A 22,189-nucleotide genomic window follows, 5' to 3' on the forward strand; every position below is an offset into this window, starting at 1 on the left:
CGCTTATGTGCAAGGAAAGGGAGAACCTGCTGTGTGGCAAAGAGACATAGCAGCGAAATTACCCGATTACATGGTACCTGCCGTGTTTCAAGTGATGGAGGCTTTTCCCCTCACGGCAAATGGCAAAATCGATCGCAAAGCACTTCCTGAACCAGTGGAAACGAGAAAGCAAGCCTACGCAGCAGCGGAAACGGATACCGAGGCAACGTTGATCGAGATTTGGGAATCACTGCTGGGAAGATCCCCCATTGGCATTCACGATAACTTCTTCCAACTGGGAGGGGATTCCATCCTCAGTATTCAAGTGGTTTCCCGGGCAAGAGAAAAAGGAATTTTGTTGAAACCCAAACAACTCTTTGCTCACCAAACCATTGCAACCTTGGCTCAAGTTGCCCAAACAGAAGCTCCAGTGGTAGGAGAGCAGGGAATCTTAAGCGGGGAAGTACCTTTTGTGCCGATACAAAAATGGTTTTTGGAGCAGACCGAGCATCCTCATCACTTTAACCAGAGCATGCTGCTGAAAGTAGGAGAGGCAAAGGAAGCATGGCTTCGACAGGCCATTCGCGAAGTAGTAAAGTACCACGATGCTTTGCGGATGCGATTTGTCCCAACAGAAACCGGTTGGAAGCAATACTACCGAGCAGAATCGGAAGAAGAACTCGAAGTAGTCGATCTGCGAGGAAAAGACCATCCCTTGGCCTTGTTGGAAAAGCGAACAGAAGAAGCCCAAGCGAGCTTACATCTCTCCGAAGGACCGGTATTCCGAGCGATTTGGTTCCGCTTATCGGAGGGGGAAGGAAGACTGTTTCTTCTCGCTCATCACTTGGTGATGGATGGGGTGTCTTGGCGGATCATATTAGAAGACATCGAGACGATCTACCAACAACTTGCAGCCAATAAGCCTGTGCAGGTGCCGCAAAAGACTAGTTCCTATCGCCAGTGGGCGGAGTATCTTCGAAAATTTGCAACTTCGAAAGAAATCGAAAACAAAAGGGAACAGTGGCAACAAGTAAAGGATACAGTGATCCCACAGGATCAGTTTGGGAGAAATACAGAAGACTCTGTGGAACATGTACAATTGCTGTTAACGACTTCTGAAACAGAGCAATTGTTATCCAAAACAACGGCTAGAACTCATGCAACGGTAGAAGAAATATTGCTGACGGCACTTGTCCAATCTCTACAAAAGTGGACTGGAGAAAACACTCATACCATCCATTTAGAAGGACACGGAAGAGAGGAACAAGAAGAATTAGATTTATCCCGTACTGTTGGTTGGTTTACTTCTCTTTATCCTGTGATGTTCCGTTTACAATCAACCAGTATGGGAGAAGCAATACAAGTTGTCAAAGAAACTCTGCGTGATCGTAGCAAAGAAGCATTAAGCTATGGATTACTTACCCACTTGCATCCGTCTCCACTTAAGCGGGTAGAGGCAGCAGTCAGCTTTAACTACTTGGGACAATTTACTCCTGTGGGTGGCAAAAGTGAAGTCTCACAACTTCTAGAAGGGACAGCTACAGAAACTACAGGTAGAACGAGTGCTCCTGGGGCTGTGCGCCCTCATTTCATTGATATTGTAGCAGTAGTAAATGAAGGGAAAATACGAATTACATGGTTGTATAGTCAAAATATCCACAATAAAACGACCATGGAATTGTTGAAGCAACATTTCCATTCCAAATTACAAAATCTGATTTCTGGAAAAGAAAAAAATGTTGGAATAACAGCATCTGATTTTCCAGAGTCGAATCTTTCCAAAAAAGATATGCAGAAAGTTCTTCAACTTCTACAAAAAAAATCGAAGGGGAGATAAGGTTGGAAGAAAATGATGTATCTTTAAATCTTGAAGATATGTATACTCTCACACCACTACAACACGGAATGTTACTGCATTCAGATATGGCGACGAGCGATGGCATGTACATCGCTCAACTATCTTTTTCGATTCAAGGGGAGTTTCAGTTCCCTTCTTTTCTTCAAGCATGGCAAGAGGTAATTGATCGTCATGCTATTTTGCGCACGGCTTTTTTGTGGGGAGAAAATGTAGAGCCTCAACAGCTTGTATTTTCAGGAGTTTCCATGCCATTCATCAAAGTGGATTTGCGTCATTTGTCAAGAGAGGAACAGGCAGTTGAAATAGAAGAGACAAAAAAACGTGATCGAAAACAAAAGTTTTTATTAGACGAACCTCCATTGATGCGTTTTACTTTTTTACAAACGGATCATGATGCTGTTACATGTATTTGGAGTTATCATCATGTTTTAATGGATGGTTGGAGTTTGCCAATTATACTTGGAGAGGTATTTCAATATTACGAAGCTATTTCTGGCGGTGAGTCTTTACATCTTCCAACTCCTAAAGCCTATCGAGATTATATTGCATGGTTAAAAAGGCAAGATCAAAAGGAAGCAAAAGCATTTTGGCAAGAAATGCTTAAAGGATATGATACTCCCCTGTCTTTACGGTTTGATCGCAACGAGACAAAAGAACAAGGTTACCAATATATCACGAAGATGTTATCTCAAGAAATGACAAGTCATATCCAAGAAATGGGAAAAAGACATGGGTTAACTATTAGTACGATACTTCAAGCTGCATGGGGATTACTGTTAGGAAGGACACATTATACAGAGGATGTGTTGTTTGGAGCAACCTCATCTGGTCGTCCTACGGACTTAGCAGGCTCAGAAAATATGGTGGGATTGTTTATTAATACAGCGCCCGTTCGTGTTACCTTAACATCCGAAACTATATTGACATGGCTTCTAAATCTTCAAGCCAGACAAGTAGAGGCCAGAGAATATTCATTCTCATCATTAGTTGATATACAGAGTTGGAGTGAGATTCCACGAGGTTCTCATTTATTTGAAAGTATTGTCGTCGTCGAAAACTATCCAATTGGCCAACATGCAACCAATGAATACGCAAAATGGCGTATAACAGAGGTTGATGGGAGAGAAGAAACTCACTATCCAATAACTTTAGTCTGTACGCCTGGCGAAAAAATGCAAGTAAAAATTATGTACCAAGCTGATCGATTTGCTCGATCTACTATCGAAGATATTTTATTACGTTTGGTTATTATTTTGGAACAGATGGTTTACCATCCGGAGCAAAAGGTTGACCAAATCTCCATTCTTACCAAACCAGAAACAAAATTAATGCTAGAAGATTGGAATCAAACAGCTGTTGCAACAAGGTCCAAGTTCATTCACCAATGGTTTGAAGAACAAGTGAAACGAACTCCTCATCAGATTGCCGTTACTTGGGGACATGATTCTCTTACATACGAGCAATTAAATCAAAAATCCAATCAGTTAGCTCATTACTTGATCTCAGCAGGGATCAGTCGAGAAAAAATCGTCGCTGTCCTGCTTCCCAGATCTACTGATTTGCTTGTTAGTTTGCTGGCAATTTTAAAAGCAGGTGGAGCATATGTGCCACTTGATCCTAAGTATCCAAAAGATCGTATTGCCTATATGCTAGAAGATTCCGATGCTCAGATTGTGCTAACAACAGAGCAACTATCTTCTCTCATAACTACAAACACGACTACGTGCTGTATCGACAGATTGGATTTGAGAGGCAAAGCAACTAACAATCCTAATCTAGACGGTACTGCAAATCAACTCGCTTATGTCATTTATACTTCAGGATCAACAGGAAAACCAAAAGGAGTCATGGTTGAGCATCATAGTGTTTCTATGTTATTTAGTTGGGCTTATGGGCAGTTTCATCCTGACGAATATAGTGGAGTTCTCGCATCTACGTCCATCTGCTTTGATTTATCTGTGTTTGAGTTGTTTTTTCCTCTGAGCTGTGGAGGAACAGTTGTCGGTGTAGAGAATGCACTGTATCTTACAACTGCCTCTGATCTGGTTCCGATCACCCTGATCAATACAGTTCCCTCAGTTGCAAATGAATTGGTTCAAATGAATGTTATACCTGATACGGTAAGAACGATAAATCTTGCAGGTGAATCGTTATCCAGAAGTCTAGTGGATGAGCTTTACTTGTTGCCTCAGATCGAGAAAGTATACAACTTATATGGTCCATCTGAGGATACCACTTACTCTACCTTTTCATTAATGGAAAGAAAGAGTAGACAGACTCCATCAATTGGTCGACCAATTGATAATACAACTGTTTATGTCTTCGATTCACAAAGACAGCCGGTCCCAGCAGGAATTCCCGGTGAGCTTTATCTAGGCGGAGAAGGTTTAACAAGAGGATATCTTAATCGTCCTGATTTAACAGACGAAAGGTATTTGCCTCATCCTCTTGATAAAGAAAAACGAGTCTATCGAACAGGTGACTTGGTCAGGTTTGAAACAGATGGTACCCTGCAGTATATTGGCCGAGTGGATCACCAAGTGAAAATGAGAGGATATCGGATTGAATTAGGGGAGATTGAAGCGACTTTACATGCTCATCCCAATATCAAAAAGTCGGTTGTAGTGGCAAAAGATAGCCGTCTCATTGCTTATGTTATTACGACAGATCGAGCAACGGATTATGAGGCATATCTCACACAGTATATTCCATCTTACATGATCCCTAGTCAATTTGTTTTCTTGGATGTTTTTCCGTTAACTCCTAATGGCAAAGTAGATCGAAATAAATTGCCAGCACCTGGTCAGAGCAGTTCTCCTATACGAAAGCAAGATTTATCTCCATCTGAAGAGATAGTAGCTGGAGTTTGGGAACAAGTGCTTGGAGTAAAACCTATTCAAGCAGATGATAACTTCTTTCAGGTCGGGGGGCATTCTCTACTAGCAACGCAAGTTATTTCAAAACTAGCGGAAATATGGAACAAAGAGATACCATTGACCTATATATTTGAGTTTCCTACTGTCAAAGAGCTTGCAGCCAAGATAGAGGGAACACAAAGGGAACAGTCAGAACTTACTGCTATACCGGTATATGACCGTTCGAATCAATTTGCGCCAGCTTCTTATGGTCAGCGCAGATTGTGGTTTCTTGATCAGATTATCGATGACCGTTCTACCTATCATCTTCCTTATGCGATAAGGATAGAAGGGACTTTTGACATACTAGCATTTCGGAGGTCCTTGCAAGCGATAGCGATTCGCCATGAAAGCTTACGTACTACATTTACAGAACGCGAAGGGATACCAATTCAAGTCATCCATCAAGTTCCACCTATCGATTTTTCATATACAGATATCCGGCAGGAAGAAGAATCACTGGAACAATTGATCAGCCGTGCTTATCACCAGTCCTTTTCTCTTACTTCAGGTCCTTTATGGAGAGCTCATCTCTATCAAGAAACAGAAGATAAGTGGGTATTACTGTTTACGTTTCATCATATTATCATGGATGGTTGGTCGCTTGGAATTTTTGGAAATGAATTATTTCGGTTATATGAAGCCAATTGTAGAGGAAAATCGATTGAAATCGATGCTTTACCATTGCAATACCGAGACTATAGCGCTTGGCAACAAGATTACATCCATAGTGATGATTTAAAAACTCATCTTCACTATTGGAAAGACAAGCTCTCGGGTGTCCCTGTACTTCATTTGCCAACTGATAAAACAAGACCAGCAGAACAAACATTTCGCGGAAGAACGAAATCTTTTGAGGTTCCGCTCTCATTGACAGAAGGTTTAAAGCAGCTGAGCAAAGAAGAAGGTGTTACTTTATACATGAGTTTGCTCGCATCTTGGCAGATTTGGTTATCTCGCTACAGTGGGCAAGAAGACATTGCAGTAGGAAGTCCAGTTGCTGGGAGAACGAGATCAGAGTTAGAAAATCTTATTGGTTTTTTTGTCAATACACTTGTACTTCGAACAGATTTAAGTGGTAACCCTAGTTTTCAAGAATTACTTAGTCGAGTACGTCAAACCTCGATGGAAGCTTATGCAAATCAACATGTTCCATTTGAAAAAATGGTAGATGAATTGGCTCCAGATCGAAATTTACAACAGTCGCCTTTGTTTCAAGTGATGTTTGTCTTACAAAACATGCCTGTTCAAACAGAAGGTTCGATAGATGTAAAATTGTCCCCTTTCCCATTAGAACACGAAACAGCAAAGTATGATTTAACCTTAACAATGATGGATACCCCAGAAGGCTTGCAAGGAGCTTGGGAGTATAATGCTGACTTATTTAGTGAAGTAACAATAGATCGTATGATCAAACAATATGTTCAAGTATTAGAAACTGTAGTGGCAGATCCGACGGTACCCATCCGAGAAATCTCTTTGCTTACCAGAGAAGATGAACGATTTTTTGCGGAACAAAATCAATTGATATCGAACTATCCAGCAAAATCCATTGCTGCATTGTTTGAAGAGCAAGTATCTCTTTATCCTTCAAAAATAGCGTTGCAGTCAGCAACCGCCTCTTTAACTTATGAAGAAGTCAATCAACAAGCAAATCAATTGGCTCACTTTTTACAGAAAAAAGGAGTACAATCTGACATAAAAGTAGGGATATGCCTTGACCGGTCTATCGAGCTTATTATAGCAATGTTGGCAATCGTAAAAACAGGCGCAGCGTATGTACCATTTGACGTTTCTTATCCCATAGAGCGGTTTCAGTACCTCGTAACGGACTCAGAAGTGTCTTTTGTGGTGACAACGCAAAAATGGACAGATCGATTTCAAAATAAGCAAATGGATTGTTGCATGCTGGATGAAGAAGAGAGGATGATCAGACAAGAATCAACGTCTAATCTAGTAACCCAAGCAAAAATAGATTTTCTTGCTTATGTTATGTACACTTCCGGTTCGACAGGCAAGCCAAAAGGGGTAGAGATTCCACAAAAAGGCATTATTCGATTGGTGAAAAATACAGACTACGCTACTTTTTCTGCAAATGATGTGTTTTTACAATTAGCACCTGTAGCTTTTGATGCAGCCACTTTTGAAATTTGGGGAGCACTCTTAAATGGAGCGAAGCTGGCAATCATGCCATCTGCATTACCCTCTCTTTCCGAATTGGGAAAAGCTATTCAATCCTATGAAGTTACTACGTTATGGCTGACAGCAGGATTGTTTCGTTTGATGGTGGATCACCAATTGCATGCTCTAAAAGGATTAAAACAATTACTGACAGGTGGAGATGTGGTGTCACCAGTTCATGTTCAAAAAGTGCTCCATATGGGCGGTGTGCAGGTGATCAATGGATATGGCCCTACGGAAAATACTACTTTTAGCTGCTGTTATCAAGTGCCGCAAGATTGGTCTGGAGATGTTTTGCCAATTGGGAAACCGATAGCAGGAACAACTGCATATGTTCTAGATGATATGCTGCAACAACTGCCGGTCGGCATAGTCGGGGAGTTATATGTTGGCGGGGATGGTTTGGCAAAAGGTTATGCAAACCAACCACTACTGACGCAAGAGAGGTTTATCGAGCATGAAAAGTTTGGGCGGCTGTACCGTACAGGAGACCTTGTCCGCTATTTGTATGATGGGACAATGATGTTTTTAGGAAGAAAAGATCATCAAGTTAAAATTCGCGGCTTTCGTGTAGAATTAGGGGAAATCGAAACGACTTTGGCTCAGCTTCCGAAAGTGAAAGATGCAATTGTGATTCAAAAGGAAGGAAAGCTGATTGCTTATCTTACTTCTTTGTCCCCGATTAATACGAATGAATTAAGAGATCAATTAGTACGTGCTCTACCTGATTACATGGTACCTGCCTCTTTTGTTTTACTTGATGAACTACCATTGACCGAGAATGGAAAGGTGAATCGAAATGCCTTGCCATCTCCTGCCGGGATTCATATCTTGAAAGAATTGCCCCAAGGTGAGATAGAACAAAAAATTGCCATCATTTGGCAAGATGTATTAGGCATTTCGATGGTCAATCGCAACGATAATTTCTTCCGTCTCGGTGGAGATTCCATTCTCAGTTTGCAGGTAGTTGCCAAAGCGACACAGCAAGGTATTGGGATCACACCAAAGCAAATGTTTCAATTTCAGACGATCGAAGAACTGGCTAAAGTAGCGATTCAAAAAGATGTCTTAGAAGTTGAACAAGGAGTAATCAAAGGTAAGGTAGACCTAACACCGATTCAATCTTGGTTTTTTGCCCAAAAACCGGCCAATGTCCATCATTTTAATCAAGCAGTAATGGTGCAATTAAACGTTTCCCTTTCTCCGCTCCAAATTGAAGAAACTTGGCGCAAATTGCATGAGCATCATGATTCCCTTCGTCTGCAATTTCGAAGGAAGGATGATAGCTGGCAGGCTAGTTATGGAGAAGAATCAAATATCGTTTCCATGAAAGTACATGACATCTCCAACTTCGAGGAACAAGAACAAATGGTAGAGATGAAACGTTTTGCCAATTACTATCAGCGGAGTCTCGACCTTGCTCATGGTCCTATTACGAGATTGATCTATTTTCATCTCGGAGCAGAGCGCAAACCACGCCTATTGATTATTGCTCATCATTTGGTAGTAGATGGTGTATCATGGCGGATCATTTTAGAAGATTTAGCGACACTGATCCAGCAACTGGCTGGAAGACAAGCAATGATATTGCCAGCAAAAACGACCTCTTACCAGCGTTGGGCACAGTTGGTCCAAGAAGAGAAACAGCTTAATCCAGTTTACAAGCAGATTGATTTTGAGATTCCAGTTGATCAAACTGGAGAAAATACAGAAGAGTCTAGTGAGCTAGCAACCTTTTCTTTTAGCAAGGAAGAGACGGAAAAATTAGTAAAATCATCGGCGAAAGCAGAAGATATTTTACTCACCGCTTTTGTACGTACAATAGTGAAGTGGACTTCAAATAGTAATGTATTAGTAGATTTAGAAGGACATGGGCGTGATGTTTTAGGCGATGACATCGATGTTTCAAGAACGGTGGGATGGTTTACAAAATTATATTCAGCCTCTTTCCAAGTAAAAGAAAATGTTACTGCTTTAGAAGCACTAAGATTGGTGAAAGATCAACGAAATGCAGCATTTCATCAAACCAAGTTTGGACAAACAAAGAGCATAAGTCCCGTTAATTTTAATTATTTTGGGCAGTTTCGTCAGCTGAATGAAGATACTGGTGTCCTAATCGGAACTGCAGAGACAGTAGGAGAGACAGTTCATCCAAAAATGATTCGGTCCTATATATTAGAAGGATTTGGAGTTATTTCAAAAGATCAACTCACCTTAACCCTACGCTACAGTAAAAACATTCACCGAAAAGAGACGATCGAAGAGTTACTCTATCAATTATGCCAAGAGATTCGCATTTTAGTTTCCAAGTTAGTAGAAACTTCCGAACAAATTTATACTCCAGCTGATTTTCCATTAGCTTCTCTTTCCGCACATGAGTTTAACATGCTTCCGTCTAGAGGAGTGGAAAGTATATATCCTTTGTCACCGCTACAAAAAGGAATGCTGTTTCATTCTCAATATGCGAAGGCAAAAGGAGAGTATATCACGCAAATCGCGATGACGTTAGAAGGACAGTGGTATCCAGATAAATGGACAAATGCTTGGAAGCAATTGATTGCTCGACATGAAATTTTGCGAACCAGCTTTTGGAGTAAGGGATTGAAAGAAGCACATCAGATCGTACATGAGAGGCTTCCAATAGAAGCAAAACACATGGATTGGCAGCAAATCGCACCAGAGGAGCAGGAAACATCTTTGGTGGATTGGCTCAAAAGAGATCAAGAAGAAGCCTTTGATCTGTCATCTGCTCCACTGATGAGAATAGCCTTTATTCGCCTAACACCAGAAAAAGTTATTATGGTGTGGACACATCATCATATTTTGTTGGATGGATGGAGTTTGCCGTTGGTTCTGCAAGAACTTATGCAACTCTATCAGCAGAAAATATTGCCTAAATCCGCTCCTCCTTACCGCAGATATATCGAGTGGTTGAGGCAGCAGTCAACCGAAGAAGCAGAGCAATATTGGAAAACACAGTTGAAAGGAATAACAGCGGCGACGTTGGTGAGAAAAACATATGGAACTCAATCTGCTCAGAGTGTAAAACGATTCGTAAACAAACAATTGACAGAAGCAATTCAGCAATTTGCCAGAGAACAACGATTGACGATGAATACCGTAGTTCAAGGTGCATGGGCATTACTTCTTCAGCAAATGACTCAGCAAACAGATCTGCTGTATGGGACGACAAGTTCAGGCAGACCAGCAGAATTAACAGATAGTAACAAGATGATAGGTCTGTTTATCCAATCTCTTCCCACAAGAGTGGACTTGGATACAGACCAAAGTGTCGCAGAATGGCTGCAAACCTTACAGCTTCAGCAGCTGGAACAGCGAAAATACGAATATGTATCCCTTGTCGATATCCAAAGTTGGAGTGATATTCCTAGAGGTACACCACTGTTTGGAACATTATTTGTATTTGAAAATTATCCGACCGCTGGATCAGAAGAAGAGCTTTCACATGAAATTCGTATTACTGATTTGGAAGTTCAAGATCAAAGTAATGTTCCCTTGGTGCTGGTTTCTGGACCCGGAGAACAACTATTATTGAAATTCCAATATTTATCTCCATGTTTCACCGAAATAGAAATAGAGGAATTTTTGGATGAATTGGTTCTCCTACTAGAAAAAATGATTACTGTACCAACAACACCTGTAAAACATCTATGTCAAACAAGTCACATAGAAAAGTTGGATAGCCCATCTTTACAAAAGTTTCGTCCCACCTCAAAGAATAAAAATTTGCTTGCAGGGATGACAAAAATTTGGGAAGAAGTTTTGTCTCAAACACCAATTGGACTTGACCAAAACTTTTTTGATCTCGGTGGTCATTCTTTTGATGCCATGGCTATTGCATCAAGAGTAGAACAGGATTTGGGTTTTCCTTTTGCCTTGTCTGCGCTTTTCCAGTGTCCTACGATTGGGGAATTGTGTTATTATTTGGAACATCAGCATTCTATCCATTCCGTAATCACCCTGCAACAAGGAAATGGACGACATACTCCTCTGTTTTTGATTCATGGACAAGGTGGAGGAGTGCTGAGTTATCATCATTTGGTAGCACAGTTGAATGATGAGCTGACGATTTATGGCATCCAAGCTAGAGGATATGAGGGAGAAGCGGATATTTTTACAGCGTTGGAAGAAATGATCGATTACTATGTTTCCTTGATCAAACAAGTACAACCTGCTGGCCCATATCGACTGGGAGGTTGGTCGCTGGGTGGGGTGCTGGCACATGGTGTTACAGCGAAATTAGAGCAAATGGGAGACACAGTAGAGTTCTTGGCGATGATTGATTCTACTTGGCTAGACCAAGAAGAGAGTGAACTTCTTTACCAACAGTTGAAATCAGGAGCGTTTTTGCCGACAATAGATTCAGAAAAGAATAAATTGTGGCTTGCAAATGGAATTGCTTTTGCTCGTTACCAACTCGAAAACATGGTACGTACACCTATTCATCTTTTTGTGGCTGAAAATCGATCCCAGACCATTGGTTCCTCCAATTGGGCACCTTGGACGGCATCAACAGTTTATGCCAATATTGTGGATGGAAATCATGTAAGCCTGTTGGAAAAAGCCAATGTAAAAAAATTGGCTGATGATATGGGGCAAGCAATCCAAGCAACAAAGAAATGGTTTGCTGGCAAGGAGGATTAGAAATGTTAAGCCTTTGGTTACCTTTTACCAAAGCGATCAAAGCTGATGCGCATGTTTTGTTTTGTTTTCCATATGGCGGGGGAAACCCCGCTTTTTATAACAATTGGGAAGTCTTTTTATCCGACCATTTTCAAGTGTGTCCTGTTCAATTACCTGGTCGTGGGATGCGTTTTACAGAGCCTTCCTATACCGATTTTCGTTTATTGATACAAGATATAACAGAAGCCCTTATACCCCACTTATCAAGTAATCGGTTTTCCTTTTTTGGGCATAGCATGGGAGCGTTGGTAAGTTTTGAAGTAGCAAGATCGCTCCAAAGAAAGGATTTACCACTGCCGGAGACTTTATTTGTTTCTGGCTACCATGCACCACATTTGCCAGATCCGGGAAGGAAAATACATGACCTGCCGGATGAAGAATTTTTAAATGGCATAATTGAGATGAACGGACTGCCTGAAGAATTGGTGGAAAATCGAGACTATTTATCCGTATTTCTTCCAGCGTTACGTGCGGATTTCACCATGTGTGAAACATATGAATACTTGCCTGATCAAAAATTAAAAAGTGCGATTGTCGCTTTAGGTGGAAAAGAAGACCCAGAAGCAGGAGAGGAGCACCTAAAAGCTTGGAAAGAACAAACGGCAAGTGATTTTTCTTTGCATATGCTAGATGGTGATCATTTTTATATTCATCAAAAGGAAACCGAAATAGTGAAAATAATTGAAAATCAATGTAAGACATTGTATTTTTAAAAATATAGTGACAATCTGTTTGAAAATATGTTATTTTGAGTTTACAGGGATCCACACACAGAGAGGAATAATGTGGATAACGTCTATGGTCATCTTGGAACGTTCCAGCCGGCAGGCAGTGCTTCATTCGAACTGGAGCCCGATGCCCACCGGACACAGCTCGTCGGAGTAGGTCTCTTCTTCGACAAACTGGGCCGCATGCCCCTTCTCCTGCGAGCCGCAGGAGACCCGGGTACTGGAGCCCGAGTTGAGCATGCTGGGGGAGCAGTTGACCAGTTCGAGCTGATGTTTGATGCAATTCCCCGGGAGATTCATGAAGAGCTCAACCACAAGGAGCTCGCAGCAGGGCTTTGGCCGGAAGATATCAAGGTCTTCCGGACATTCATCGGCGAGGAGGAAGTGAAGCAGATCGAAGACGGTCATGCCGCCCTTCGCATCTGGAAGTTTCCTTGTTTGAGCCGTCGCCCGTTCAGTGAGGTTGAGTTCAGCCTTTCACCTGACCATGAGAGGTACGAGGTGGTTGTCCCGAATACGGACATGGTGGAGATCCCGTACGAGGGCGGCCCGCTCCGATTCAGCCACCTGCCACTGGAACGGCAGATGAATGCACTTGAAGCCCGTGAGGTTATCTTTGGCTCCAAGCTGAGGTAATCCTTACGGACTCACTGGGCGACGGGGTTCCCCGCCGTCCAGCCGTAAATAATGTTTGAAAAGATAAAGGACTCCCTTATTGTAAGGGAGTTTTCACATTTTATAAAAAAATTGGTAGCAGATTGAGAATGTCAATAAGGATGGAGAGAGTAGAAAGAGAGCGATTGTTCAAAGTGGTAGATGGTGATCATCTATTGAATGTTAAGGGGAATAAGAAATAGTAGCAATAATGGGAAAAGCAATTTTAAAATAATATAGTGACAAGTTGTTCATTGGTGTGCTACTTTTAAAACGAAGGTCCCCTAAAGAGAAAGGAACGACTGTGTGGACCAGATGGATTGAGTTCGTCTGGATGTTGATCTCCAGGATCTACATCCGTGTAGTGTGTGTCTATGTCATCAGCGAGAATGATCATGCTCTCTTTCTCCAGCGGAAGGAAGACGATCCTTCAGCATACGGTCCGGATCAAGATAAGGAACCCTCCTGCGGTCATATCGATAAGAGAGAAACACCTAGGAAGGCTGCTGCCCGGGAACTTCGAGAAGAAACTAGTATCAAGGTAAACCCTTCTGAGTTGATCTACTTGGAAACAGGCTGGATTCCGGGGTGCAGGTCTCTTCGTGGCGGAGTTGCTCGGTATGTCCTTTATCTGGACGAAACACATGAAAACATTCCATTGGAGCTGCTTGAGCACAAGGGTCGCGTTTGGGTTCAGGCCTCTCCCGAGATGCTTGCGAAGCAAGAAGGACTTCCGATTGACTACCAGAAGTGCACCATCAGGGCACGACGGAAGCTGGTGAAGCGGGGATTGCTGCACTGATCGGACTCACTGGGCGACGGGTTCCACCCGCCGTCCATCCGTTAACAATAATTGACAAGATAAAAGAACTCCCTTCATGTAAGGGAGTTCTCTCTATTTACGCCAATAATTACATTATCTGGAAAAATATGATGATGAAAAAGTATTTCAATCAGTGATGTATTTTGTATTTATTATCTCGTAATTAATGAATCTAAGCCTTGCTTGATTTGTTCCGCTTTTACGATATGTGTTATCCCATATAGCACATCCGTTTCTTCATTAGAGGAATCTTCTTTTGAAGCTGGGGTTGGATACGTGTTATTAGGAACAGTGTCTTGTTTTTCAGGCGCAGTGTTTTGATTTTCTGAAGCAGGATTTGGCTTCGGGTTATTAGAACTTTGCTTTGCTGCAACTTGGTATGTATTTGTTTTTTTCGAACTCAAATCTGGTGTTGTACTTTTCTCGCTTTCTTTTGCAGCATGCTTCGTACGAATCTCCGATTTTCCCACCTGAACGATTTTTCTTAAAGCTTTTGAATGATGGATGGTATTCTGTACTTTTTCTACTTGTATAGGAGAATGTCCAGCTGTGATGTTAACGGTCATCGTATCAATTGGTGACTTTCCTATATGCACATTAGGTGCAGCTTCCCCGGTTGGTTGCCCAAATGGAATAAGCAGAAGCGGAATTGCTATGATAAATGCCAAACGCATCGAATCCCTCTTTTCTATAAATGAGTCTACGGTTATATAGTATAAATCATTTCACTGTATTTGGATTTTCCAATTAATAGGAATGTAGTTGTAGGAATAAATAATGTAATTCAAAGTATAATCTTTGCACAAAGGACCAGACAGCATTTGAACCACGAAAACCCTTTTAAATTTGTAGAAAAGGTGTAACATATAAATTAGATACATGATCAGTACAATTTCTGCACAGTCTAGGTAGAAAGGAGGGATCGGATTGGATGAACGAAGTGTCCTTCTCTTATCGCAACTCATTCATCACAAAGGTTACTTACCTATCGAAGAAATAACCGATAAGCTACAGATCTCTAGACGCACGCTTTACTATGACTTGAAAAAAGCAAATCAATGGCTCAAAGATCAAGGGTTAGAACACATTACCAATGTTCGTTCATTAGGACTGTCTCTACCGGAAAACTCCAAGCAGAAAATTCCAGCACTAATGAAAGACATCAATACACAGCAATACTACTTTTCTGAAAAAGAACGCAAAAATTTATTGGCTGTTTCTTTGATTACAACTACTGTCCCTCTGTTTTTGAAAGATTTGATGGACAAAATCAAGGTGAGTCGAGGAACTACGATTCAAGAGATGAACCGTTTAAAAGGCGAATTTACTTCTTTTCAATTAAAATTGGAATTTCATCGAGTAGATGGATATGTAGTTGAAGGGGAGGAACGGCAAAAACGTAAAGCTTTACTGTATTATTTATCGCACATTCTCACTAATAATGGTTGGAATCAGCTATTAAATGAAATTCAAGTGTTATTAAACGGAGATCTGGATACAGAAGCACTATATCTTGAGAAACATACATTGTCGTTCATTCATGAATATTTTCCTTTTATCGAACAACTGGTAACGGATAGTGTTACCAAGTATGGACTTCAGATTACGGATGAGATGTATCAGCAATTATCGCTGCGACTTCTGGTGTTTAGTAAGCGCTTACTTGAAGGTAACTCCGTTCAGATTCAAGAGGAAGAGAAAGAGGTACTTCGTACGACTGCCGAGTATGAAGTAGCTACTTATATAGCCAAACATCTGGAGCAAAAGTTTCAAGTACCATTTCCAGAGGATGAGATTGCTTATTTGACCATGCATCTTTTGGGGATATCGATTCGCATAGATCCATATGATTTGGATCATAATGAAGTAACAGAAAACTTAAAATGGATTATCGAAAAGATGGTGTTTGATTTTCAGCGATATGCTTGTGTGTTTTTTCAGGATTCATCCCAATTAAAAGAGAACTTACTCAAACACTTAAAACAAACCTATTATCGACTCAAGTACGATTTGGCGATTGATAATCCATTAATCGGCTCCATCCAAGAATCGTATGGTGAAGTTTTGGAATTAACGAAAAAAGTGGTGCACCATTTAGAAGCTTACATGGAAAAACCGCTAAATGAAGATGAGATTGGTTTTTTAGCAATGTACTTTGGAGGTTGGCTTAAACGGGAAGGGACAACTCCCCAAACACGGAAAAAAGCCATGATCGTCTGTGGAAATGGCGTATCCACCTCTCAATTGCTTCAATCTCAAATTGAAAATCTACTGACGACAGTAGATGTAGTCTCTATCTTATCTTTACGTGAATTCAATGAACACACCCCTTATGATGTTGATTTTATTGTCTCTACGATACCGATTAAGCATCGTATTCCTGTTTTTCATGTCAATCCAATTTTGACAGACTTAGAAAAAGAAACCTTATTGAACCAATTTAATTTGTTTATTCAACGAAAATCAAAGTCACCCCATTATTCGATTCCTGCTTTGATGGATATTATCCAAAAATATGCTGACATCAAAGATGAGGCGAAATTGGTGGAAGATTTAACTCAATTTTTATCGGTGGAGAAACGAACGCTTTGGAAAGGGGTGAAACCTGTGTTAGAAGATTTATTAACACCAGACATGATCCAATTGAACCAAGAGACAGACGATTGGAAATCGGCTATTCGAATAGCCAGCCAACCTCTGCTAAAAAAGGGCGCTGTTCAAGATGAGTATGTAGAAGCGATGATTCAAAATGTGCTGGAACTAGGTCCTTATGTAGTGATAGCACCAAAAATAGCCATTCCTCATGCTAGACCTGAACAAGGCGTCAAACAAATGGGGATGAGCTTACTCACTCTGAAAGAAGGGGTATTATTTGAGAAAAGCGACAACCCAGTACAATTGATGATTGTACTCGCAGCAGTAGACAAAGAGTCGCATCTCAAAGCACTAGCACAATTATCAACGCTTTTATCAAACGAAGAAGATGTCAAACGAATTATAGAAGCAACAGATAACAAGACTGTTTTGGATTTGATCGCAAAATATTCTCAAGTCTAGGAGGACCAGAAGATGAAAATTTTAGTGGTATGTGGATCGGGATTAGGCAGCAGCTTTATGTTGGAACTCAATGTAAAAAAAGCAGCGAAAGAACTTGGGATAGATGCAGAAGTGTCTCATACGGATTTAACAACAGCTAAGTCGGAGCAAGCAGATTATTATATTGGTTCTGGGGATATTATGGATCAGCTTAGTGGTGGATCGAGAAAAACGATTTCATTAAAAAATATGTTTAGTATGGACGAGCTAAAACAAGCATTGCAAGCAAATATATTAGATGCCTGATCTTCCAAACTATTTCCTATAAGGGGGCCTTTACATGCTGGACTTATTAATGAAAGACATCTTAGGTACACCTGCAATATTAGTAGGCTTATTTGCACTCATTGGATTGTTGTTACAACGAAAAAGTGCAGCAGATACCGTTTCAGGCACGCTTAAGACGGTGATGGGATTTTTTATCCTGTCAGCAGGGGCTGGTGTCATTACTGGGACACTGGACTTCTTTGGAAAGATGTTTGAGAAAGGCTTTCATATTCAAGGAGTAATTCCTAACAACGAAGCAATTGTAGCACTTGCTCAAAAAACATTTGCAACGGAAACAGCTATGATTATGCTTTTCGGGATGATTGTAAATATCATTTTAGCTCGCTTTACCCGTTTTCGTTATATCTTTTTGACTGGACACCATACGTTATATATGGCATGTATGATCGGAGTTATTTTGTCTACTGGTGGGATAAAAGGTGTTCCACTTGTCGTTATCGGTTCTATCATTCTTGGATTGCTCATGGTCCTTATGCCTGCCTTGCTTCAACCTACAGTAAGAAAAATTACTGGGTCGGATGACATTGCAGTTGGGCACTTTGGATCTGTCGGATACTTTGTTTCTGGATTAGTAGGTAAATATTTAGGAAATCCGAAAAAGTCATCGGAAGATGTAAAAGTTCCAAAGGGACTAGGATTTTTAAGGGATACCTCTGTTGCGATTTCTTTGACTATGGCTATCATGTTTTTTGTTGTCGCATTCGCAGCTGGAAAATCTTTTATTGAATCCCAATTAAGTGGTGGACAAAACTTTATTGTATTTGCCATCACGCAAGCGATTACATTTGCTGCTGGGGTATACATTGTTTTAGCTGGAGTTCGACTAGTTATTGCCGAAATCGTACCAGCATTTAAAGGGATTGCCGATAAAATTGTTCCAAATGCTACACCTGCACTAGACTGTCCAGCAGTATTCCCATTTGCTCCTAACGCAGTAATCATCGGCTTCTTAGCCAGTTTTGTTGCTGGGGTACTCAGCATGTTCTTGCTTCCTCTATTTGGATTAAAAGTAATTGTCCCAGGACTTGTACCACATTTCTTTACAGGTGCAACCGCAGGAGTATTTGGTAATGCCACAGGAGGAAGAAGAGGAGCAGTACTTGGATCATTTGCAAATGGTCTAATCATCAGTTTCTTACCTGCCCTGCTGCTGCCTGTTCTCGGTTCCTTAGGATTCCAAGGAACAACCTTTGGAGATGCTGACTTTGGAGCTGTTGGTATCATATTTGGAAACTTGATCAAATTAACGCCAGTGCTTGTTTATGTGATTCCAATCATTGTGGTTATCCTGCTTGTTGTACTTGGCATTATCAAAAATAACAAAGAAAAAACGGCAGCTTAACGCATGATTGTTTAAGACCTCATTGATTACCTGATACATTATATAGGGTTGATGGGGTCTTCTACTTTAAATAAAGGTGAGGAATAAATATGACACAACACAGAGATTTGGAGCAATTGACCATCGATACCATACGAACTTTGTCTATCGACATGGTGGAACAAGCTAATTCTGGTCATCCAGGTATGCCACTCGGGGCAGCACCAATGGCTTATGAGTTGTGGACAAAATTTTTGAAACATAATCCATCCAATCCCAGTTGGTTCAATCGAGACCGTTTTATTTTGTCAGCTGGACATGGTTCTCCTCTCTTATACAGCATCATGCATTTACTTGGATATGATTTATCCATTGAAGATTTAAAAAGTTATCGTCAGTGGGGAAGTATCACCCATGGACATCCTGAGTATTGGTATCCAGCAGGAATTGAAGCAACAACAGGTCCACTTGGACAAGGAATTGGCATGGCTGTTGGCATGGCGATGGCGGAGGCTCATTTAGCCAAGGTATATAACCGGGATCAATATGAAGTAGTCGATCACTATACCTATGTGATCTGTGGCGATGGGGATTTGATGGAAGGTGTAGCCGCAGAAGCTGCTTCTTTAGCAGGACACCTCGGTTTAGGGAAATTAATTGTTCTCTATGATTCCAATGATATTTGTTTGGATGGTGACCTCGACCAAGCTTTTACAGAGAAAGTCTCGGAGCGGTTTGGCGCGTATGGGTGGCAGTATTTGCGTGTAGAAGATGGAAATAACCCATCAGCGATTGGAGAAAAAATCAAAGAAGCAAAAGCAGATCAAGATCGTCCTACCTTAATCGAGATCAAAACAGTGATCGGTTTTGGAAGCCCAAATAAAGCAGGAAAATCAGCAGCGCATGGAGCACCGCTCGGTTCCAAGGAAGCCGAATTGACAAAAGAAACACTTGGCTGGGAGTATCCTCCTTTCACTGTGCCAGATGAAGTGAAAACGTTTGGACAGACTTTTGTAGAAAAAGGTATACAGGAAGAAGAACAGTGGAATCAATTAGTAGAAAGATATGAACAATCATATCCTAAGCTAGCAGCACAATTCAAAGGAGTTATAGCAGGAGAATTGCCAGATGGATGGGATGAACTCCTACCTGAGTTCGATTCCTCCTCGAAAGCCTTAGCTACACGTGAAGCATCAGAGATGGCACTAAATGCACTCGCAAATCGTGTGCCGTCTTTGATGGGAGGATCAGCAGATTTAGCATCATCCAATAAAACACACCTCAAAGACTATCCGATATTTAGTAAAACTTCTTATGAGGGCAGAAATATTTGGTTTGGAATTCGCGAACATGCGATGGGAGCAGCATTAAATGGTTTGTCCCTCCATGGAGGAATCCGTCCATATGGTGCAACATTCTTTGTTTTTTCCGATTATTTACGGCCTGTCTTTCGACTCTCAGCAATGATGGGTCAACCTGTTATGTATATTTTTACCCATGATAGTATCGCTGTGGGAGAAGATGGACCAACTCACGAACCTGTTGAACATTTAGCTTCTTTGCGTGCAATTCCGGACTTAACGGTGATTCGTCCAGCTGATGCTAGTGAGACATTTGCTGCTTACCGGTATGCACTGAGCCAATCAGATGGTCCTGTCGCTTTTATTTTATCACGCCAAAAACTGCCTCATCTCACCTTTGATAAAGCAAACGATGGAGTAACTCGAGGAGCCTATGTACTCGCTGATCCAACAGATGGGAAACAAGCTGAAATCATTCTCATCGCTACCGGTTCAGAAGTAAGTCTAGCTATAGAGGCTCACAAAACATTAGCAAAAGAAGGAATTTCAACACGGGTTGTAAGTATGCCTAGCTGGGAGTTATTTGAAAAACAACCAGTAGAATATCAAAAATCCGTATTACCTCCTTCCATACCTCACCGGTTAGCAATCGAAATGGCTTATCCGTTAGGATGGGAGCGTTATACTGGTAGCCAAGGGAAAATAGTAGGTGTCACTAGCTATGGTGCATCTGCACCTGGTGAAGTAGTAATGGAGAAGTATGGCTTCACTGTTGCTCATATCGTAGCGGAAGCTAAGAAACTAAAAGTAAATGAATCTTAATCGTAACTGGAGGATTTATGTATGCAGGAATATGCCAAATTAATAGATCACACTTTGTTAAAAGCTGATGCGACTACAGCAGATATTCAAAAGTTAGCGGAAGAAGCTAAAAAATATCATTTTGCTTCGGTTTGTGTGAATCCTAGTCAAGTTCCTACTGCATTTGAAGTGTTGAAGGATACACCAAGTGTGAAAGTCTGTACGGTTATCGGATTTCCACTTGGAGCTACTACAACAGAAAGTAAAGTTTTTGAAACCAAGCTTGCCATTCAGCAAGGTGCAACAGAAGTAGATATGGTTATTCATCTCGGCAGACTCAAACAAGGAGATGATACATATGTACGAAATGATATACAAGCTGTAGTAGAAGAAGCAAGAGGGCAAGCACTAGTAAAAGTGATCTTGGAGACATGTTTGCTCACAGAGGAACAAATTGTCCGCGTTTGTAAACTAGCGGTTCAAGCTGGTGCAGACTTTGTCAAAACTTCTACTGGTTTTTCTACAGGAGGAGCAACAGTAGAAGCAGTATCACTCATGAGAAAGACAGTTGGAGATCAGTTAGGTGTGAAAGCATCTGGAGGAATTCGAAGTGCTGCTGATGTTAAAGCGATGATTGATGCAGGAGCAAGCAGGATCGGAGCTAGTGCAGGTGTAGAAATTGTCACAGGTGGAAAATCTACAACTGACTACTAATACGGATAACGACCAGATTTCTCTCCACTTTACTAGGATTGGAGAGAAATCTTTTTTATTTCAACCGTATAGTCTTTTGGAATTGCTACAGCTCCAAGGTAATCCTTATGTTCGAATGATACGATGGACAGTTTTTCTACATTCATCGGATTCGCTCTATCTTCTAAAAGTTGAGGTTGTTCATCAAAACTGATTGTTACCTGCTCTACAGGGTAGGATAAACCCATTCCAATAGCTTTAATATAAGCTTCTTTTCTTGTCCAAGCTCGATAAAAAGCAAGCTGTTGATCATCGGCAGCCAACTGACAAAAAGACTTACGTTCCTTGATAGATAAGAAATGTCTCGTCAAAGAAACATAGTCCTCAAGCGGTTTTATCTGTTCAATATCGGCTCCAACAGGATGAGATGCAATCGCTAATGCTGCAAATTGTTCTGAATGACTGAGATTAAAGTGTAAAGGACAAGAAGGGATGACCAGTTCAGGTTTTCCAAATGCATTAAAATGGTAACGAATATCTCTAGGATTACAGGCTATATAAGAAGCAATAAGCTGACGCATCATACCGTGACTGATTACATATTTTTTCTGGAGGGATGGAAAGTGAAATTTGTTCGCTTTTTCTTGTTCTTCTGCTGATAATATAGAAAGGAATTCTTTTTCATCATAATCATTGGGATCAATGGAAAATAAATAGAGGTCTACTTGTGTAGGACAAGGTAAGTTTCGCATAAAAATCCTTTCTTTATAAGGGATGTTTCTTTATTATGAAATCAAATTCATTTTAAATTTTCCCATTTTTCAATCTTCCCTTATTTTCCCTATTA

At 40.9% G+C, this 22,189-nt stretch carries 13 protein-coding genes; 10 read left to right on the plus strand and 3 right to left on the minus strand.

Annotated elements, in window-relative coordinates; translation table 11 throughout:
* From MK805_RS14695 to MK805_RS14710, 4 genes are all read left to right on the plus strand, one after another.
* A partial coding sequence (locus tag MK805_RS14695; RefSeq protein ID WP_240876655.1) for a condensation domain-containing protein occupies positions 1-1,816 on the plus strand: 1,816 nt, incomplete at its 5' end.
* A 2-nt stretch (positions 1,817-1,818) separates the two neighbouring features.
* Positions 1,819-11,598, plus strand: a complete 9,780-nt coding sequence (locus MK805_RS14700; protein WP_240876656.1) for a non-ribosomal peptide synthetase — start codon at positions 1,819-1,821, stop codon at positions 11,596-11,598.
* A 2-nt stretch (positions 11,599-11,600) separates the two neighbouring features.
* Positions 11,601-12,350: a thioesterase II family protein gene (locus MK805_RS14705; protein WP_240876657.1), complete on the plus strand. Its 750-nt coding sequence runs from the start codon at positions 11,601-11,603 to the stop codon at positions 12,348-12,350.
* Positions 12,351-12,422: 72 nt separating this feature from the next.
* Positions 12,423-13,001: an NUDIX hydrolase gene (locus MK805_RS14710; RefSeq protein ID WP_240876658.1), complete on the plus strand. Its 579-nt coding sequence runs from the start codon at positions 12,423-12,425 to the stop codon at positions 12,999-13,001.
* A gap of 286 nt (positions 13,002-13,287) precedes the next feature.
* Here MK805_RS14710 and MK805_RS17890 read toward each other — a convergent pair whose 3' ends face one another.
* Positions 13,288-13,416, minus strand: coding sequence for a hypothetical protein (locus MK805_RS17890; protein ID WP_255724682.1), 129 nt, complete (start codon positions 13,414-13,416; stop codon positions 13,288-13,290).
* On the opposite strand from MK805_RS17890, the gene MK805_RS18175 reads away from it, so the two are divergent.
* The gene (locus tag MK805_RS18175) at positions 13,384-13,821 is read left to right on the plus strand and encodes an NUDIX hydrolase (protein ID WP_420833092.1); all 438 of its coding nucleotides are present in this window, start codon (positions 13,384-13,386) and stop codon (positions 13,819-13,821) included. The two genes, MK805_RS17890 and MK805_RS18175, sit on opposite strands and share 33 nt — an antisense overlap.
* Before the next feature lie 173 nt (positions 13,822-13,994).
* On the opposite strand, the gene MK805_RS14715 is transcribed toward MK805_RS18175, so the two are convergent.
* Entirely contained in the window at positions 13,995-14,516 is a 522-nt protein-coding gene (locus tag MK805_RS14715) for a hypothetical protein (protein ID WP_240876659.1), read from the minus strand.
* 253 nt (positions 14,517-14,769) lie between these two features.
* Between MK805_RS14715 and MK805_RS14720 the strand changes: the two genes are divergently transcribed.
* The 5 genes from MK805_RS14720 to deoC all read left to right on the plus strand — a co-directional run bounded on the left by MK805_RS14720 (position 14,770) and on the right by deoC (position 21,363).
* Positions 14,770-16,899 carry a BglG family transcription antiterminator gene (locus MK805_RS14720; RefSeq protein WP_240876660.1) on the plus strand — a complete coding sequence of 710 codons (2,130 nt, stop codon included), beginning with the start codon at positions 14,770-14,772 and terminating at the stop codon, positions 16,897-16,899.
* A gap of 12 nt (positions 16,900-16,911) precedes the next feature.
* Positions 16,912-17,184, plus strand: coding sequence for a PTS sugar transporter subunit IIB (locus MK805_RS14725; RefSeq protein WP_240876661.1), 273 nt, complete (start codon positions 16,912-16,914; stop codon positions 17,182-17,184).
* Positions 17,185-17,218: 34 nt separating this feature from the next.
* Positions 17,219-18,568, plus strand: coding sequence for a PTS ascorbate transporter subunit IIC (locus MK805_RS14730; RefSeq protein ID WP_240876662.1), 1,350 nt, complete (start codon positions 17,219-17,221; stop codon positions 18,566-18,568).
* Between the two features lie 89 nt (positions 18,569-18,657).
* A complete protein-coding gene (tkt, locus tag MK805_RS14735; protein ID WP_240876663.1) occupies positions 18,658-20,670 on the plus strand; it encodes a transketolase in 2,013 nt (670 codons plus the stop codon).
* 21 nt (positions 20,671-20,691) lie between these two features.
* Complete coding sequence (gene deoC / locus MK805_RS14740; RefSeq protein WP_240876664.1) at positions 20,692-21,363, plus strand: deoxyribose-phosphate aldolase; 672 nt, start codon at positions 20,692-20,694, stop codon at positions 21,361-21,363.
* Between the two features lie 32 nt (positions 21,364-21,395).
* Here the strand turns inward: deoC and MK805_RS14745 are convergent, their stop codons facing one another.
* On the minus strand, positions 21,396-22,094 hold the full coding sequence (locus MK805_RS14745) for a 4'-phosphopantetheinyl transferase family protein (protein WP_240876665.1): 699 nt from the start codon (positions 22,092-22,094) through the stop codon (positions 21,396-21,398).
* Positions 22,095-22,189: the final 95 nt, after the last annotated feature.

The organism is Shimazuella soli (assembly GCF_022511585.1).
In the GTDB taxonomy this organism is placed as follows: domain Bacteria; phylum Bacillota; class Bacilli; order Thermoactinomycetales; family Thermoactinomycetaceae; genus Shimazuella; species Shimazuella soli.

Bases quoted from the DNA above. Each gene is read 5' to 3' on its own strand.
- MK805_RS14705 (WP_240876657.1), top strand. From the start codon at position 11,601: ATGTTAAGCCTTTGGTTACCTTTTACCAAAGCGATCAAAGCTGATGCG.
- MK805_RS17890 (WP_255724682.1), bottom strand. From the start codon at position 13,416: ATGATCATTCTCGCTGATGACATAGACACACACTACACGGATGTAGAT.
- MK805_RS14715 (WP_240876659.1), bottom strand. From the start codon at position 14,516: ATGCGTTTGGCATTTATCATAGCAATTCCGCTTCTGCTTATTCCATTT.
- MK805_RS14725 (WP_240876661.1), top strand. From the start codon at position 16,912: ATGAAAATTTTAGTGGTATGTGGATCGGGATTAGGCAGCAGCTTTATG.
- MK805_RS14730 (WP_240876662.1), top strand. From the start codon at position 17,219: ATGCTGGACTTATTAATGAAAGACATCTTAGGTACACCTGCAATATTA.
- tkt (WP_240876663.1), top strand. From the start codon at position 18,658: ATGACACAACACAGAGATTTGGAGCAATTGACCATCGATACCATACGA.
- deoC (WP_240876664.1), top strand. From the start codon at position 20,692: ATGCAGGAATATGCCAAATTAATAGATCACACTTTGTTAAAAGCTGAT.
- MK805_RS14745 (WP_240876665.1), bottom strand. From the start codon at position 22,094: ATGCGAAACTTACCTTGTCCTACACAAGTAGACCTCTATTTATTTTCC.